The organism is Priestia sp. USM5 (assembly GCF_058323215.1).
The window spans coordinates 1,030,383-1,046,075 of the sequence record NZ_JBSGKN010000001.1 but is presented as its reverse complement, the minus strand read 5'-3'; the positions used below and the strand labels follow the sequence as shown (position 1 = coordinate 1,046,075).

General features: G+C 40.5%; 20 protein-coding genes. 7 read left to right on the top strand and 13 right to left on the bottom strand.

Annotated elements, in window-relative coordinates; all coding sequences use genetic code 11:
- Positions 1 to 8 precede the first annotated feature (8 nt).
- Positions 9 to 203: a hypothetical protein gene (locus ACWATA_RS05380; protein ID WP_048407606.1), complete on the top strand. Its 195-nt coding sequence runs from the start codon at positions 9 to 11 to the stop codon at positions 201 to 203.
- A gap of 18 nt (positions 204 to 221) precedes the next feature.
- On the opposite strand, the gene ACWATA_RS05375 is transcribed toward ACWATA_RS05380, so the two are convergent.
- On the bottom strand, positions 222 to 380 hold the full coding sequence (locus tag ACWATA_RS05375; protein ID WP_162200723.1) for a hypothetical protein: 159 nt from the start codon (positions 378 to 380) through the stop codon (positions 222 to 224).
- Between the two features lie 62 nt (positions 381 to 442).
- Positions 443 to 613 carry a hypothetical protein gene (locus ACWATA_RS05370; protein WP_165573631.1) on the bottom strand — a complete coding sequence of 57 codons (171 nt, stop codon included), beginning with the start codon at positions 611 to 613 and terminating at the stop codon, positions 443 to 445.
- A 186-nt stretch (positions 614 to 799) separates the two neighbouring features.
- Here ACWATA_RS05370 and ACWATA_RS05365 point away from each other — a divergent pair, with 186 nt between their 5' ends.
- The gene (locus ACWATA_RS05365) at positions 800 to 1,186 is read left to right on the top strand and encodes a MerR family transcriptional regulator (protein WP_033579956.1); all 387 of its coding nucleotides are present in this window, start codon (positions 800 to 802) and stop codon (positions 1,184 to 1,186) included.
- A 36-nt stretch (positions 1,187 to 1,222) separates the two neighbouring features.
- Here the strand turns inward: ACWATA_RS05365 and ACWATA_RS05360 are convergent, their stop codons facing one another.
- Together ACWATA_RS05360 and ACWATA_RS05355 are read right to left on the bottom strand one after the other, a co-directional pair.
- On the bottom strand, positions 1,223 to 2,185 hold the full coding sequence (locus tag ACWATA_RS05360) for an aldo/keto reductase (protein ID WP_049166008.1): 963 nt from the start codon (positions 2,183 to 2,185) through the stop codon (positions 1,223 to 1,225).
- Positions 2,186 to 2,411: 226 nt separating this feature from the next.
- Positions 2,412 to 3,092: a CPBP family intramembrane glutamic endopeptidase gene (locus ACWATA_RS05355; protein ID WP_048019974.1), complete on the bottom strand. Its 681-nt coding sequence runs from the start codon at positions 3,090 to 3,092 to the stop codon at positions 2,412 to 2,414.
- An 83-nt stretch (positions 3,093 to 3,175) separates the two neighbouring features.
- On the opposite strand from ACWATA_RS05355, the gene ACWATA_RS05350 reads away from it, so the two are divergent.
- From ACWATA_RS05350 to ACWATA_RS05340, 3 genes are all read left to right on the top strand, one after another.
- A complete protein-coding gene (locus ACWATA_RS05350) occupies positions 3,176 to 3,913 on the top strand; it encodes a MerR family transcriptional regulator (RefSeq protein WP_049166009.1) in 738 nt (245 codons plus the stop codon).
- Positions 3,910 to 5,154, top strand: a complete 1,245-nt coding sequence (locus ACWATA_RS05345) for an MFS transporter (protein WP_240962117.1) — start codon at positions 3,910 to 3,912, stop codon at positions 5,152 to 5,154. The genes ACWATA_RS05350 and ACWATA_RS05345 overlap by 4 nt, the downstream gene beginning before the upstream one ends.
- A 199-nt stretch (positions 5,155 to 5,353) precedes the next feature.
- Positions 5,354 to 5,635 (top strand): hypothetical protein, encoded by a 282-nt coding sequence (locus ACWATA_RS05340; protein ID WP_028414975.1) that lies wholly within the window; start codon positions 5,354 to 5,356, stop codon positions 5,633 to 5,635.
- 346 nt (positions 5,636 to 5,981) lie between these two features.
- On the opposite strand, the gene ACWATA_RS05335 is transcribed toward ACWATA_RS05340, so the two are convergent.
- Positions 5,982 to 7,460, bottom strand: coding sequence for a glycoside hydrolase family 32 protein (locus ACWATA_RS05335; protein ID WP_221832148.1), 1,479 nt, complete (start codon positions 7,458 to 7,460; stop codon positions 5,982 to 5,984).
- Between the two features lie 327 nt (positions 7,461 to 7,787).
- Between ACWATA_RS05335 and ACWATA_RS05330 the strand changes: the two genes are divergently transcribed.
- Positions 7,788 to 8,261 (top strand): YtxH domain-containing protein, encoded by a 474-nt coding sequence (locus ACWATA_RS05330; RefSeq protein ID WP_013058548.1) that lies wholly within the window; start codon positions 7,788 to 7,790, stop codon positions 8,259 to 8,261.
- Between the two features lie 43 nt (positions 8,262 to 8,304).
- Here ACWATA_RS05330 and ACWATA_RS05325 read toward each other — a convergent pair whose 3' ends face one another.
- From ACWATA_RS05325 to ACWATA_RS05315, 3 genes are all read right to left on the bottom strand, one after another.
- Positions 8,305 to 8,640, bottom strand: a complete 336-nt coding sequence (locus ACWATA_RS05325; protein WP_432231743.1) for a hypothetical protein — start codon at positions 8,638 to 8,640, stop codon at positions 8,305 to 8,307.
- Between the two features lie 297 nt (positions 8,641 to 8,937).
- Positions 8,938 to 9,198: a hypothetical protein gene (locus ACWATA_RS05320; protein ID WP_016765166.1), complete on the bottom strand. Its 261-nt coding sequence runs from the start codon at positions 9,196 to 9,198 to the stop codon at positions 8,938 to 8,940.
- A gap of 136 nt (positions 9,199 to 9,334) precedes the next feature.
- Entirely contained in the window at positions 9,335 to 9,943 is a 609-nt protein-coding gene (locus ACWATA_RS05315; RefSeq protein ID WP_473049616.1) for a hypothetical protein, read from the bottom strand.
- Positions 9,944 to 10,116: 173 nt separating this feature from the next.
- On the opposite strand from ACWATA_RS05315, the gene ACWATA_RS05310 reads away from it, so the two are divergent.
- Positions 10,117 to 10,482, top strand: coding sequence for a DUF3221 domain-containing protein (locus tag ACWATA_RS05310; protein WP_028414979.1), 366 nt, complete (start codon positions 10,117 to 10,119; stop codon positions 10,480 to 10,482).
- Positions 10,483 to 10,493: 11 nt separating this feature from the next.
- Here ACWATA_RS05310 and ACWATA_RS05305 read toward each other — a convergent pair whose 3' ends face one another.
- The 5 genes from ACWATA_RS05305 to ACWATA_RS05285 all read right to left on the bottom strand — a co-directional run bounded on the left by ACWATA_RS05305 (position 10,494) and on the right by ACWATA_RS05285 (position 15,693).
- Positions 10,494 to 11,426, bottom strand: coding sequence for a patatin-like phospholipase family protein (locus tag ACWATA_RS05305; RefSeq protein ID WP_473049615.1), 933 nt, complete (start codon positions 11,424 to 11,426; stop codon positions 10,494 to 10,496).
- 127 nt (positions 11,427 to 11,553) lie between these two features.
- Positions 11,554 to 13,464, bottom strand: coding sequence for an ABC transporter permease (locus tag ACWATA_RS05300; protein ID WP_473049614.1), 1,911 nt, complete (start codon positions 13,462 to 13,464; stop codon positions 11,554 to 11,556).
- The gene (locus tag ACWATA_RS05295) at positions 13,451 to 14,218 is read right to left on the bottom strand and encodes an ABC transporter ATP-binding protein (protein WP_223546221.1); all 768 of its coding nucleotides are present in this window, start codon (positions 14,216 to 14,218) and stop codon (positions 13,451 to 13,453) included. The genes ACWATA_RS05300 and ACWATA_RS05295 overlap by 14 nt, the downstream gene beginning before the upstream one ends.
- Positions 14,215 to 14,571 (bottom strand): YxeA family protein, encoded by a 357-nt coding sequence (locus tag ACWATA_RS05290; protein WP_028414983.1) that lies wholly within the window; start codon positions 14,569 to 14,571, stop codon positions 14,215 to 14,217. The genes ACWATA_RS05295 and ACWATA_RS05290 overlap by 4 nt, the downstream gene beginning before the upstream one ends.
- Positions 14,572 to 14,658: 87 nt before the next feature.
- Complete coding sequence (locus ACWATA_RS05285) at positions 14,659 to 15,693, bottom strand: sensor histidine kinase (RefSeq protein WP_473049613.1); 1,035 nt, start codon at positions 15,691 to 15,693, stop codon at positions 14,659 to 14,661.

Here is a 15,693-nt window from a genome sequence, read left to right as displayed (position 1 = left end):
TCTAGCTGTTGATTGGAGGGCAAGGCGAAGACTCCTGCGGGAAAAGCGGAACAGGTGAGACCCCGCAGAAGCGTAAGCGACGAGGAGGCTCACCGGCCGCCCGCGGAAAGCGAAGCCTTGCACGGAAATTAACAGCGGTGTCACAAACAATTCATATGAGCTCATTTATCCTATTTGTTCGTCTTTCAATGGGAGTAATTTAGAGATGTCTTAATCTCTATTTACATTCTTCCTCCAGTAAACGGATTGATTTCCCCTGTTAAATCACGTCCTGCTTTCTTTTCTTCGTAAGCGATGCGCTTGCCAATCGCAATTTTATTCCAAATTAGTGGAACCCAAATACACGCTCCGAAAAAAATCATCCAAAAAAGTTCTCCCATTTCCTCCATCCTTTCATTTTCTGCTTTTATTTTGAAGACAATAAGAAACGCGCATACGGTTTTTATTCTTGATTTGAATCACTCATGCCGTATGAAAAGAAATAAACCAGGACTGATAAAGCCATTCCGTAAGCGGTCCAAGCCGCTAGTAAAATGGCGTACTGATGATTGATAAAAAACACTCCGCTTGAAATCAGCAGCAGTATAAAACTAATCCATTTTATTTTTTTCATTACTCTATCCCCTTTACTTAACCTTTTACAGTAAGTTTCTTATTGTCTACTTGTTATTACGGACAAAATGTATAAAAGTTCCATTTTTTAAAAAATAACCGAAAAAGAATTTGATAAAACGTTCAACTATCGATTATCATATACCTTAAAGTAAGCTTTACGATTCATAAGTGGGAGTGAACAATCTTGTCTTATAGCATGAAAGAAATGAATGAAAAAACCGGGCTTTCCGCACCGACTTTGCGCTATTATGAAAAAGAAGGAATCCTTCCTTTTGTAGAACGTGATGAAAATGGAAAGCGCCTCTATAACGATACGAATATTGAGTGGATCCGTTTTATCTTAGCTCTGCGCTCAACTGGCATGCCGCTTGCAGAAATAAAGCGCTATGTAGAGCTCTATAAACAAGGGGAAAGCACGATTAAAGAACGAAAAAACATGATGCTTCAGCACAAAGAAGCGGTAGAAGAAGAAATGGCCAAAACTTTTAAATACCTCGAGCAAATTAACTACAAGTTAGCTTTGTACGACTCACTAGAAGCAAGGTTAGAGCAAAAAGAAATTAAAATATAAACACAAAAGTCCGCAGGTGCACCTGCGGACTTTTTATTAATACAGTGAATTTACGGTGTTTAGCAGTTCTTCTGACCATGTCCAATCGCTGATTTCAACTGCATCTGTTACGTGGTGCAATTTACTAGCTCCGATAATGCTTGATGTCACAGCGGGCTGATTTAGCACCCATGAAAGAGCAAACTGAGACAAGCTTACTTCATGTTGTTCTGCTAACTTGCGATACTGCTCCACCAGCTGAAAGTTTCGGTCAGTAAAGTAGTTTCGCAGCAGCTTTTCACCATGTGCAGCACGGCTTTCTGGCGGCACGTCATTTGGTGTTTTATATTTGCCTGAAAGCATGCCGCGCGCTAACGGACTGTATACCATAACGCCTACACCTTCGGATTGACTAAACGGCAGCAGCTCTTGTTCAATTTCACGAGAGAGAAGATTGTACTGAGGCTGAACGGAAATAAATTTTTCAAGATTCATGTTGTCACTAATATGATGAGACTTTGCGATTTGCCACGCGGCATAATTGGAGCAGCCAATATAACGAACTTTGCCTTGACGAACTAAATCATCTAGCGTGCGAAGCGTTTCTTCCATAGGTGTATGGTGATCAAAAAGATGAACTTGATAAAGATCGATGTAGTCCGTCTGCAGTCGTCGCAGCTGATTATCAACTTCTCTCATAATATGTGTGCGTGAAAGACCTTTATCATTTTTGCCTTTTCCTACGGCAATGCCGACTTTTGTTGCAAGCACAACATCATCTCGTTTTCCTTTTAACGCGCGTCCAATAATTTCTTCAGATTCCCCTGTGCCATATCTAAACTCTTCATCCTGCCCTTTTCCGTAATAGTTGGCTGTGTCAATGAAGTTAATTCCGTTTTCAATGGCGCTATGTAAAATAGCTGCCGACGCTTTTTCGTCAATCCATCGTCCAAACGCCATGGTACCTAGACATAAATTTGATACTTCCAGACCTGTTGTTCCAAGCTTTCGATATTGCATCGATACCCTCTCCTTTTTATTTCTGTTTATAGTCACTATTATCATACACCTTAATGTGCACTTTAAGACAAGCCTTGAGCGTGCGTGCATATACAAAAAACTGTTAGGAACAGGCAGTGCTTCTAGCAGTTTTTTGGTTCATTTTCTGCTTATTTTTTGTAATTCGCTTCTTCATTATACATAATATGGTAAGATAAATCATAGCTTACTCGTTATCGAAACTACATTAAGCTGCCGCTGTTAAAATCACGGCGATTCCATTAAAACAAGCGTGAATGATCATACTCGGAAGCAGCGACTTTGTTTTTTCGTACACCCACGCAAACACGAGACCTGATAAAAAGTTAACGGGCAAGGTATTGTACGTTGGAATATGCACTAGCATAAAGATAAACGAACTTCCCACTAATCCAAATATAATCCCTCCTTTACGTTTCAGCCACGTATAAAAAAAACCTCGGTAAATAATCTCTTCATAAAAAGGTGAGATCACAGCGGCTGAAACAAAAGCAAGTATAAATGAAAACAGCGACAGGTCATGCTGTAAACTGGCTGTTTTTTTATTTTCATAGGTCATACCAAACCATTCCATGAGTACAACAATTGCCACACTTCCTAAGATCAGCACAAAAAGCCAAAAAAGAATGAGCGGCCAGTGACGTTTTGAAAACGATTGAAAACCAATTTTTCTATCACCATCCTGCACCATCAGCCAATACAGAGCTGATAAAAACACAGTTGCCATAACAAATCCAGTAGCTGTTCCAGCATAGAGCTCACTTTTAAATAGCGACTGGAAAACGTGCTGCAATGCTCCTTCAATGAAAACAGGAACACCAATAAACGTAACGACTAGCATAATTACAAATGATTTTATTGTCCATAATCCTTGATTTTGTTGTTTCAATTTACTTCGCCTCCCTTTTACCTATATTCAGTGTAAAAGGTGACGTAACGTTACCTGCAAGCATTTTTTTGGAGGGATTAAACATGATTTATTTTTCTACGGGGCAAGCCGCTAAAAAATTAGGACTCACGGTGCGTACGCTTCGTTACTACGATCAAATCGGATTGCTTCATCCATCGTCAAAAGCTGAAAATGGAAAACGCTCCTACTCAGAAACGGACTTAGTCACACTAGAGAAAATTACCCTGTTAAAAAACTTAGCCGTTCCTTTGCGAGATATTGAACTTATTCTTCATCAAGTAAGTATTGATGAACTTTTAGCGATTCATCAGCAAAAACTTCAGCAAAAAGCTTCAGAAATTCAGCGAGCTTTAGAACACACCCACACTCTTCGCAACAGTATAAAAATAGAAGGTGAACTAAACTGGAAGCAGCTCCTTCCTTTAGTTCACAATCAGCCTACTACACAAAGCAGCTGGACTGACCTGCTTTCAATAGAAGAAAGTGAGATTCTGCAGCGTGATATGCCTAAACTGGAGAATGAGAGTGCTGATAAATGGATCAGCATCATTAAACGAATTCAGCTGTGTTTAAAGCATCAGCGTTCACCACAGTCTGAAGATGGCCAGCTGATTGCGGCGGATATACTGCTTTTATCAAGTGAGCTATTTGGCCCCCATACCGATTTAGAGAAAGCCTTTTGGGATATTCGCAAATCTCCTGAGGCATCCAGTTCACTTAATCTCTATCCTATTGACAGCGAAGTCCTTCAATTTATTGAAGATGCGATTATTTTTTACGAACAACACATAAAGGAATGAAAGTATTGAAAAAAGAAAAGCTGTTTGCTAATTCTTCTTATAAAAAATTATTTATTTCAAGTACTGCGGCAAGCTTCGGAGATTTATTTGATATGTTTGCGGTGATGACGCTTTTTGCATACGTGTGGCACGCAAATTCCCTCTGGATTACGCTTATTCCTGTCGCGTACGCTTTGCCTAGCATCCTGCTAAGTCAAGCAGCTGGAAATTTAGCAGACCGCTACAATAAAGTACAGCTGATGTTTCTGTCTGAACTAGTCCGTCTTCTGTTTACATGTCTGTTATTTTTCACAAATGAACCGCTTTTGGCACTAGGGGTGCTGACGCTGCGCTCTATGAGTTCTGTTATGAAAGTGCCCGCACAGCTCGCTTACGTTCGAGAAGTGGTCAAAGAAGACCAGCTGCTGCAGGCCTCTACTTTACAAAACATTATGTTTCAAATTGCCAAAGTTGTGGGACCGTTTCTCGGAGCCGCCGCGCTGACGTTTACAACACCTAAAGCATGTATTTTAGTTAACGCCGCAGCTTGTATGATTTCTATCGGCGTGCTGTTTTCACTTAAAAAAGCAGGTAAAAATATTCAAGGGCAAGCTGCTCGTTCTTCCCATCAACCGAAAGAAACGTACTCAAACGGCTGGAAACTCGTTTTTCAGCACCCGATTCTTTTACGTGTCGTTGTTTTGTTTCACGTTTCATACTTTGTCGTCATGCTTGTTGATGCTCAAATTAGCATCTTTCTTCGAGATGTGCTCCCTCATAACCCGGAAATGCTCGGCTGGCTGCTTTCTGGAATCGGGCTGGGAGCGCTAGCAACAGGAGTGTATCTTAATCGAAAAAAACAGGTTCACCATCCATTTAGACTTTTATCACTTGGACTGCTTCTATTTGGAGGTTCTTTATTTTTTATTAGCTGCTTTAACCCAGCCGTTATGTCGCGCTATTTTATTTTGATTGCTGCACCTATCGGTGGCGCCGGAGTTGGACTTAATTTGCTGCTGTTTAACTATATCGTTCAAAAGTACAGTGACAAAGAGCATCTAGGGAAAGTGTACGGATTCATTAACACCTTAACGAGCGCCGTTTTACTTACTGCTCCTGTTCTTGGAGGCATGGTCGTAAAGCTTGCAGGTGCTCAGACGACTTTTTTAACGGCGGCAATCATCGTAGTAGTCGTTGGATTTGTGAGTATGGTGATGCCGCTGCGTGATAAACCGGAAAGAAACGTTCAGATTGACGCATAAAAAATATCTTTCCTTATTCCCCTGCAGCTGGCTGGATTTTAGGGACACTGCTTTTGCTAGGAAACTCTTTTTATACGAGAAGATACTTACATAGAAGAACAGCCAAAAAGTAAATATCAGTCCGGAGCCGTATATACAAACCTTCATTCGGTTATGGTAAAATAGATAAGCAAAAACTGGATGTAAGGAGATTTTTAGTTTGAAAACGGGATTAATATCTGGCATTATATCTTTAATTATTGTGATTATCATTTCTATTACAGCAGGCAACTGGCAGTATATTTACTATATTTCAGGCCCTCTTGGCATATTACTTACGGCAATTGCACTCGTAACCTTACTGGATACATTTCGATTTGAAACGAGAGGACCTTACTTTACCCCGGTCCGGCAGCGAGAGGATACAGAATGGATGAAACGTTTTATTATTGCAGCTGTTCCTCATTTAGTTGCTTCTTGTATTTGTATTTTATTTTTATAGAGCTCAAAAAAAGGTTAAAACATAACGAAATGAAGCTAACCTAAAGACGAATAAATGAGATGCATGAGCTGAACCGCTTGTTACACCGCAGTTGATTTCCGTGCAAGGCTTCGCTTTCCGCGGGCGGCTGCTGAGCCTCCTCGTCGCTTGGATCCTGCGGGGTCTCACCTCTTCTGCTTGTCCCGCAGGAGTCTTCGCCTTGCCCTCCAATCAACTGCTAGAAGGAACGAAACAGATAAAACTATATTCACCATCGTAAAAAAAACGAACCACTAATCAAACATGTTAATTAGTGGTTCGTTTTTCACTTGCGCTAAAGTACTTTTGTCACAGCTTCTTTTCTCATTTACGAAATGCCGCGCGACATACCGTAATAATCAATACGGTAGTCCACAGATCCCTCTGCAAATACATTTACAGCTGATTTAGAATCTTTTTTCGGGAATACGCGGGAAGTGAAGACAATTTTACCGCCGTTTATATAAATTTCGACAATGCTTTTGTCGACAAATACGCGAACATCTACTTCATTTGACGCCGTCCATTTTTCAGAGCGAACGACACCGTATTCCGTTGCATATTGATGGTGGAATGAAGAGCGGTCGAGTCTCACTTCTTGCTTTTCTGTATCAAACACAAGGCGAAGCTCTTCTTCTTTACTATTAAACAGCTCTAAACCAAACTGTTTGGCCCCTATCTCGCGGAACGTCATATTGATTTCATAGGCATTGTTTGTTGCTTCATCAATAATCACTTCTTCATTTTTTAGCGTGCCTCTAAAATGAACCGCTTGATCTCGAAGCTTATTTAACTCTTCTACAGGCTTTTGAACAAGTTCATTACCTTCAAGGGAAAGCTCACGAGGAAGCGTTAATGCATGGGCCCATCCGTATTCGTCTGATGGATAGTCAACGTCCGGGTTTCCAATCCATGCAAATAGCAAGCGACGTCCGCTTTCATCTTGAAACGTTTGCGGTGCATAAAAGTCAAATCCTTTATCAATTTCACGGTAATACTCCATTTCAAACGTTAAACTTTCCACATCAAAGGTTCCCACCGCGTAAATCACATTATAAATATTATGAAAATCGTGGCCCTCCGCTTTGATTCCCTGCGGTGAAAAGACAAACACATCTTTTCCGTCCAGTTTAAAGTAATCCGGGCACTCCCACATATATCCAAAGTCAGGAAGCGATGTTTGAACTTCGCCTTTAAATGACCACTGAAGCGCATCGCTTGATTCATACACAATTAATGCGCCCGTTTCGTTTTCACGCTGAGCGCCCAGCAGCATATAATATGTATCATTTTCTTTCCATACTTTCGGATCGCGCACATGTCCTGTATACCCATCAGGAACGCCTCGTACCGCTGGATTGTGCATGTATTTTTCTACACTTCCATCCCTTTTTAGCATCGCGATACATTGATTAGCTGAGCGTGAGCCGTCTTCGTATTTTACATTCCCCGTATAAAACAGCAGCCCTTGACCATCTTTTTTGATAGCGCCGCCTGAGTATGCGCCGTGCGATTCATATTCTTCCGTTGGTGTTAGGGCAACCGGAAGGCGTTCCCACGTTACTAAATCCGTAGATTTCACATGAGCCCAGTGCTTCATTCCATGCATCGCACCGTACGGATACCACTGATAAAACACGTGATATTCACCGTTTAATTGAATCAATCCGTTTGGATCATTCATCAGCCCGTACTGTGGATGAATATGATAAATCGGCTGCCAGCTGTCTTTGATTGCTTTGTCTTTTAATGCTTCTAACTCTCCAGATTTTGCTTCTAAAATCGTTCTGTACTTCGATTCAGCCATTTCTTCAATCCCTCCAGCATCTAAAAAAAGAGAACGTATTCTCCTTGCACTCTATGATATAAAATTTCAAGTGAAAATGCTACCAAAGAACGAATGTTGTCGTTTTCTTGTGTCGGATTTTATAGATAAGTTTTTTTCTGTTTTTATAGCAGAAAAGAAGGTTTTTCTGTCAGGTGGTTGAATACTATATACAATCAAATTTCACCAGCCTGTACGAGCGTCCGACGGCACTTGCAGATTTTTTTAGCGAATCATTTGCGTTTTGCAGGAAGTATTCAACAAAATGGTAAACCCTTCATATTACATATTATAAAAGGAGGAAATGTCATGACAAAAGAAAACGTAAAAGAAACAGTGGGTAAAGAAACAAAAGGTGGAAGCAAAGAGTTATTAGTCGGCACTTTAGTAGGCAGCGTAGTGGGTGTAACAACAGCTTTACTAGTAGCGCCAAAGTCAGGAAAAGAGCTGCGTGCTTCTATTCAAGACGGAGCGAATCAAGCACTTGCTAAAACAGGTCAAGTGAAAGAAACGGTATATGCAAAAGGCCAAGATCTCAAACAGCGCACGGCTCGTCTTTCACAAAAAGTCTCCGAACAATCTTCGCAAGTTGTCAACAAAGTGAAATCTCTACGCACTGCTAAAGAACAGCCGCTTGCAGAAACGGCTGCAGCAGAAGAGCTTGAAACGACAGAAATCGTTCAAGATCCTGTTCTTGAAGCTGAAGCGGTGCAAGAAGAATTAAATACAATTACGCAAGAAGTAAGTGACTTAGAACAATCTGTCGATGAAACAAGACGTTAATAACGAGCTGTAGAGATATCTCTACAGCTTTTATGTATATTCGCTATCCTTCCCACCCTTCAAAAAAATAGCCTCCATACGGACACGGCTCTGATTCCGGCAGTTCTTCATAACGCTGTCCGCTGTAATACTTCGCCAGCACAATCTTAGGCTTCAAAACCGCTATCCCTTCACTGTCTTCTTGCTCCGCTCCGCGTTCTCTCATCAAACAAAAAATATCCATTCCCGCAAATTCTCCGTACCCTTGATAGCACGACTCATAATAAACTTTACCAGGTGTCACCAAATAACACTCCCGCTGCCACGACGGCTGCTTACTGTAGACACTCGCAATACTTATTCCACTCACTGCACACTTCCAGCTGCAAATTCCAACCATATAACGCCTCCAACGACTTAATAGTCTATTCATCTACAACTTTTGATGAAATCAAACGTCCTGAGAAATGTACAGCATTTTATCGTCGACCAAAAACCTACGCTACCAGATTCCCTGCCCCCTTGAATTCCCCCAAAAAGGTCCACCTATGCGGAAGTTGGCAGGCCGCAAGGGAGGACAACTTCCGCTTAGGTCTAGCTCTGTCTCCTTGGCTGCTCTTTAGCCACGGAGACAGAGCTACATCGATAAAAATAAAAAATAAAAAAGGTCTGATAAATCGACCATTTCTGGTGATTATCAGACCTCAAGTTTTTCTGCATTTGAGCGGCTTATTTGCTGTTCAAGCGATTTAGCCAGCAGGACAATTTCATGATCTACATATTTTGTTTTGATTTCTTCAATTTCCATTAATGTTTTAGAAAAGCTTTCTGCATTATTTCCCTGTCTGTGCTGCACATCTTTAAAGAAATCAAGCAGTGCCTCGTTAGACTGCGTTGGACGGCTAAAATCAATCGTGTACATTTTGTACCCCAGTGTTAAATTTGTTGTAGTTGTCATAATTATTTCCCCCATTCTTCCTATAGTGATATATCTTCTACTCTTTACCCTTTAATTCCTTCTTTTTAACCTAAATTAATTATTTTTTTCAAAAAAACTTCCCATTATAAGAAAAAACACCCTTATAACAAGGATGTTAGAGTATTCTTCCCTTCGGTACAATTCCAGATGCAAAGTCATCTTTGAACTTAAAGCTAGCAGAATTGTTTTCCTCTAGAAAATGTATTTCCCATTTAAAGACGGGATATTCAGGCTTGTACATTTCGACTTTCTGATCGGGATTTTCTTCTAATCTTGCAATTACTCGTTTGAATCCTTCATATGCAATCCACCAGTCGCTTCCGGTTTCATCGGTAATAAAACAAATAGAACCGTCAATTAAATGAAAATTTTGCTTGATATCATCAGCATTGGTAAAATACGCATTTCCAAACGTTTGAAGACAACGATCGCAATAACCTGCTTTGCCTCCATCTTTATAAATCCAGTGTGCGATTGGCTCACTGCAGTCTTTACACGTATTCGTCACTTCTTGAAGAAATGTCTTGCCGCTCCACTGTTCTTTTTCATTTTCAAACACGGTCCATACTAAATAATCCTCCGTTTGTTCTGAAATAAAAAGGCGAAACGGCTCGTCTCGATGCCAAAAATGAATATTCTGTTCGTCTGATTCTTCAAAGTCTATGACAAAATTATCTCGTTCTAATATATGTCGAATAACATTGGTTAAAAAGGTAACATCCATACAAGGACCTCCCGTACTAAGCATAGCTTCTAGTAATATAGCGTTTATGAGTTAAAACATATCACGCGCGCTGAAATAACGTCAATGATTACCTCTTGCTTTCTCCGAAAACTGGAAAAGAAATGGTCAAACGCGCTATAATGGTAGTCATGTTAAAATGGAAAGGAGATTTTATGAAGTTTACCGTTCAATCAGCTGCACTTTTTCTTCTCTTTTTTATTTGTTTAAGCGGCTGTTCGGATAACGCCGAGCAGTCAAAAAAGCCAGCCGGCTATTTAGTTCAAGGGCGCATTTTACAAGTGAAACAGAATGAAATTCTTATTGCAAACGTCATTCCGCGAGATACTGCGCTTGACTATACAACAAAAGAAATACTTGGTTCAAGCGATGTACAGCCTATCTATGTAAAAGTTGCGGATGATCAAACATACAAAAAAGGACAGCTCGTTAAAGCATGGCTCAAAAAAGACAAAAGCGTTCAGTATTCTGTTCCCGCAAAAGGCGAGGCTGTGGAAGTCAACATTTTAAAACAGCCGTAGAAAAGCTCCTGTTACAGGAGCTTCCTTCGCGTCAGCGGACGTTCGGTCCGATTCATTTTATGCTGTTCAAAATCCCACTTTTCTAAAAAGCGCTTGGCTGATATATAACCAGATTCATATAAAAACTCGATTTCCTCTTCCTTTAAGGCAAAATCCGTTGCCGTAATCACACCCGTTGGAATTTGTACGGTTCGTTCTTTTGTCTCCGCGTTCAAATACCGCAAATCGTGAGCTTGCAGCATCGTTGTAAACATGCTTTTAAATAAATGGACAGGTGTTGGAATAATAGCAGCTGTATCAATTTCTTCTTTTACAAATCGAAAACCAAACGTCGGGAAACGCGGATGCTCCGTATCAAACAGCCAAATCGGAAAATTGCTTAAAAGCGCTCCATCGACAATGTATGACCTCTTGAACCCTTTGGATTTCCAAATGACGGGACGAAAGAAAAAAGGAATGGACGCACTCATCATCACGGCTTGTGAAATCTTCATATCGCTTGGCTGCATTCCGTATCGGGGCAAATCGTCAGGGAGCACAAGCATCTGTCCGTTCGAAATATCTGAGGCAATAATTTTCAGCTTATCTGCAGGCAAATCTGCAAACGTTTCGATTCCTTTTTCACGCAGCAGACCGTACACCCATTTTTCCAAATAATCATTTTTATAAAAACCTAAATGAACCATCAGTTCAATCAAGTTGCCAATGAGAGGAATTCGGTTAATGATCGTTTTTCCGCGAAACTTGGCATAGTCCATGTTTTGAAGCGCCTTGCGAATTTCCCCGCTTTTATAGCCGCTCGCCAAAAGTGCCGCAATCAACGCTCCGGCTGACGTACCTGCTAGACGCTGCCATTCTACATTGCTTTCTTCCATCGCTTCAATCGCACCGGTGAATGCGATTCCTCGAACTCCTCCCCCTTCAAACACAGCATCTGCTTTCACATCTTTCCCCTCCTATACAACTCTCTAGTTTTTATATACCCTTTTTTATATTCAGGTTTTCGCTACTCCATACCTTTTATTTTTTCAACAAAAAAAGACTGTTTCTTTGATCGAAACAGTCTTTTCTTTACAGTCGCTTTATTACCATTCGATAGTAATTCATTGTCAGCCAGTAGAAAATGAAATAAATAACCCCGTATACTGCATCCGCTATTAAAACAGGGACGATCAGACTTTCACCGGTTAGATTCGTAATGACCTTCAGCGCAAATAGACTGTGCAAGATGCCAATTACTAAAGGCAAACCAAACGTAAACAGCTGCTGCTTTCGAACGGCGCTCATCATTTGAGACACTGAAAACCCAAGCTTGCGCAGTACTTCAAATCTTTTGCGCTCTTGTTCGGCTTCGGAGATTTGCTTAAAATAAATAATACTGCCCGTTGCCATCAAAAAGACGAGCCCTAAAAATCCTCCAATAAAAATAAACAATCCTTTACTCATTAAGCCTGCCTGAAACACATCATAGTATGAAGTACGGCTTTCTCCAGCTTCTTTTGCGATTTGATGATAGTTCTTAGTAAGTTCGTTTTGTTTGTTTCCATCATCGGTATTAAATACGTACACCGCTTGCTTTTTTCCAGCCTTTGAAAGTTTGATAAACGTGTCGTGATTGACTACAAACTGATAGCCGGCACTGTCAGAATCAAGAATGAGCAAAGGCTCGGATTTAACGACTTTTAAAGCAAGCTCTTCTGATTTGTTCAGCTGCACAGCTGCGGTTTTACCTGTACTAGGCTTAAACACTTTTCCTTTTGCCATTGAATCAAAAATAACGGTTTCATTTGCGCTTAGCGCAGGAACCGAAACGCCATTTTTCCGCACTTCTTCTTCATCTAAAAAGCTGATTTGTTCCCTATCTTTATAGTAGCCCGATGTAATAAATCGAAAATCCGATAAATCAGCGGAATGCTTCACGATATGATAGACATACTGATTTGATTGGATATCTAACTCACGCAGTACATCCATAAAGCCTTGCGCTGCGTTTTTACTGTGCAGCGTATAGTCATAAGGCTGCATGCTTCTGGCATCGGCTTTTGTGTTATAGTACGAGGAATACGTCACACCAACTGCTACAAGTGTAGTAGCCGACAAAATCGTAATTAGGGTTAACACTCGTGCATTTGCTTTAATGCGATACATCATCGTAGAAACGCTTAGCATATTTGCAAACGAATAATATCGGCTTGCATGCTCTCGGTAAAGTCCCATCAGCCACTCAATTGTGGCTTTAAAAAGTAAAAATGTCCCGAAAATGACCGAGAACAGTACAACGGCTACAATTAGAAAAAAATTAGGCGTCACAATGTTTCCCGATGAAAGGTAGTACCCATAGCCAACGAGTAAGATACCCAGTCCTCCCACTGCAATTGAGCGTTTCGAATTCATTTTATTTACGCGTTCACTTTTGCTTTCTGCTTGAAACAAATCTAATAGCGTATAGCGGTACATAATAAAATAGCCTTGAAACGAGATAAAAATGGTAACAATCAAAAACACTACGGCTGTTTTCAAAACCGCTTGAAGAGAAAATGTGAGCGTAATAGAAAACGACAGTCCCATAAGCTTTAGTAAAAACAGCACAAACAGCCTTGAAAACACGGTACCTAGTAAAATACCGACCACCAAAGAAAAAATCCCCAGCAGCATATTCTCGTAGAAAATCATTTTCCCAATCGTACGTTTTTCAATACCGACTAAATGATACAGTCCGAGCTCTCTCTTACGCTGTCTGATAAAAAATGAGTTTGTGTACCAAATAAAGACAACAATAAAAGTAAGCAAAACGTAATTTGAAGAATTAAAAATGCCCTGCAGCCTCATCTCTTCTCCAATCACTTTTGAAATCGATTGGTCGTACTGAAGCGTAGCAAACACATAGTACACAACAATACTAAAAATCATTGAAAAGAAATAAAGGCTGTACCGACTAATATTTTTGCGCATATTCTTTTTAACAAGATCAAATACGGTCATAGCCTTCACCGCCTAATGCGCCTTGAATGTTCATAATTCGTTTGAAAAATTCTTGTCTCGTTTGTTCGCCTTTAAACAGCTCCGTGTAAATTTGTCCGTCTTTAATAAACAGCACGCGGCTGCAGTAGCTTGAAGCCAGCGGATCATGCGTCACCATAATAATGGTGGCACGGTCTTCTTGATTTAACTGGGACATCTTTTCAAGCAGGCTTGAAGCGGCCTTGGAATCAAGAGCTCCGGTAGGTTCATCGGCGAAAATAACGGCTGGATTCGTAATCATTGCTCTCGCTGCTGCAACGCGCTGTTTTTGTCCACCAGAAATCTCATACGGGTACTTACCCGCCAGCTCATAGATGCCTAGTCGCGTTGCGGTGTCTTTCAGCTTCGCTTCCATTTCTTTCTTAGACATTTTTGTAACCGTAAGCGGCAGAAGAATATTTTCTTTTACTGTTAACGTATCCAGTAAATTATAATCTTGAAAAATAAATCCTAGATGATTGCGTCTGAAAGCAGACAGCTTCTTATCTTTCATGAGCGCTACGTTTTCTCCTTGAATCCATACCTCGCCATCTGTGGGACGGTCAATCGTTGAAAGAATGTTCATCAGCGTCGTTTTTCCCGCTCCAGATGGTCCCATAATACCGACAAACTCTCCTTCTTCGATTGTAAAATCAATTCCTTGTAGCGCTTCGTATACGTTTCCTCTTGATCCAAACGTTTTGGTTACATTTTTCCCTTCAAGGACAATACTCATTTCCCTTCCTCCTTTCGTTCTTTTGTAGGCCACACGCTTTTCACCCGCTGCGGCAGCTCATTTTTTGTTATAATGTCATATTTCCGAACTTCGTTACCTCGAACAAAAAGGTCAATAACCGTTCCTTCTTTTAACTGTTTAATCGTCGTAAACGTTTGAAACGTTGTTTGTCCTTTTTCGTTTATTACTGAAATGGTATATTGAACTCGTCCATAGTCGTCCACTTTTTTTGCTTCTTTTGGGATGATCCCGTATTGATGCTCCGTTGCGGCGTTTTGATAAATCTTTACTCCTCCTATACATGCTCCCACAATAAAAATCAGGGCTAAAAGGCTAATCCACTTTCGCTTCATGTACGTTCCCTCCTTGTGTATAGCTCTATCTTACTTCTTAACAAGGAAAGATTCGTTTGAAGCAGATGACAATCTCGGCTTTCAACCTTACATTTTTGAAAGGTTATCGAAAGAATTCGGTTTGTAGAAGGTCAAAATTACCGTGGTTCCTTCGTGTAAAAGTGAATGTACCTCTATTCGATGGCCAAGAGCATCTGTAATTTTTTTTGAAAAATACAGCCCTAGCCCCGTAGCTCCTTTCGATTTTCTTCCGACATTTCCTGTAAATCCTTTTTCAAATATGCGCGGAAGGTCTTGTGGTGGAATGCCCTCCCCTTGGTCAACGATAAATAACTTCACATACTTCGGCGTTTCTTCACTAAAAAAAGAAAGCTTTCCTTCTAGAGGGCTATATTTAATTGCATTGGATAACACTTGCTTCACAACAAACTGCATCCACTTTGGGTCAGTGTGCACTAACGTATCTAGATTCTTTTCATCAATATGCAGTCTTTTCTCAATACACCATTTCGAGAAATACGCAACGTTTGGAAAAACAAGTTCGCTTAGCGACACTGCCTGCACCTGGTAATCTTTTTCTAAGTGACGCAGACGTGCGGCATATAAATTCTGATCTACTAACCCATCAATTTTCATCCATTCATCTTCAATATCCTTAAGCCAAGGCCATTTATAAAGCTCTGTACGACGAGCGTTAATAAGCAGCTTCATAGCAGTAAGCGGCGTTTTGATTTCATGAACCCACGTCGTTATATATTCCTGCTGTTCTCGCTGCTGTACGTGAAGAGAGTGAGTTTGTCTGCGATAGACACGATCTATACGCTGCAGCAGACTCAGCATGTCTTCATCTGCTTTCGTTCGCACGTATGAATGCATTTCTTGTAAATCGTACGCGTCATTCTGCAGCATTAAACTTAATCTTTTTATAAATCTTCTTTCTTTTACTCCTCTCCATAAAAGAAACAGAATTAGCATACACAGCGTTAAAAGATTCAAGTACCAAAACGAAGTAGACGATACCTTAATATCATACTCGAGAAGCAGCAGAGCATCGATTACACTCAGCCATAGAAGAACGAATAGAATCCAGCTTAGCCTTTCTCTTAAAAAACTTTTCCACAT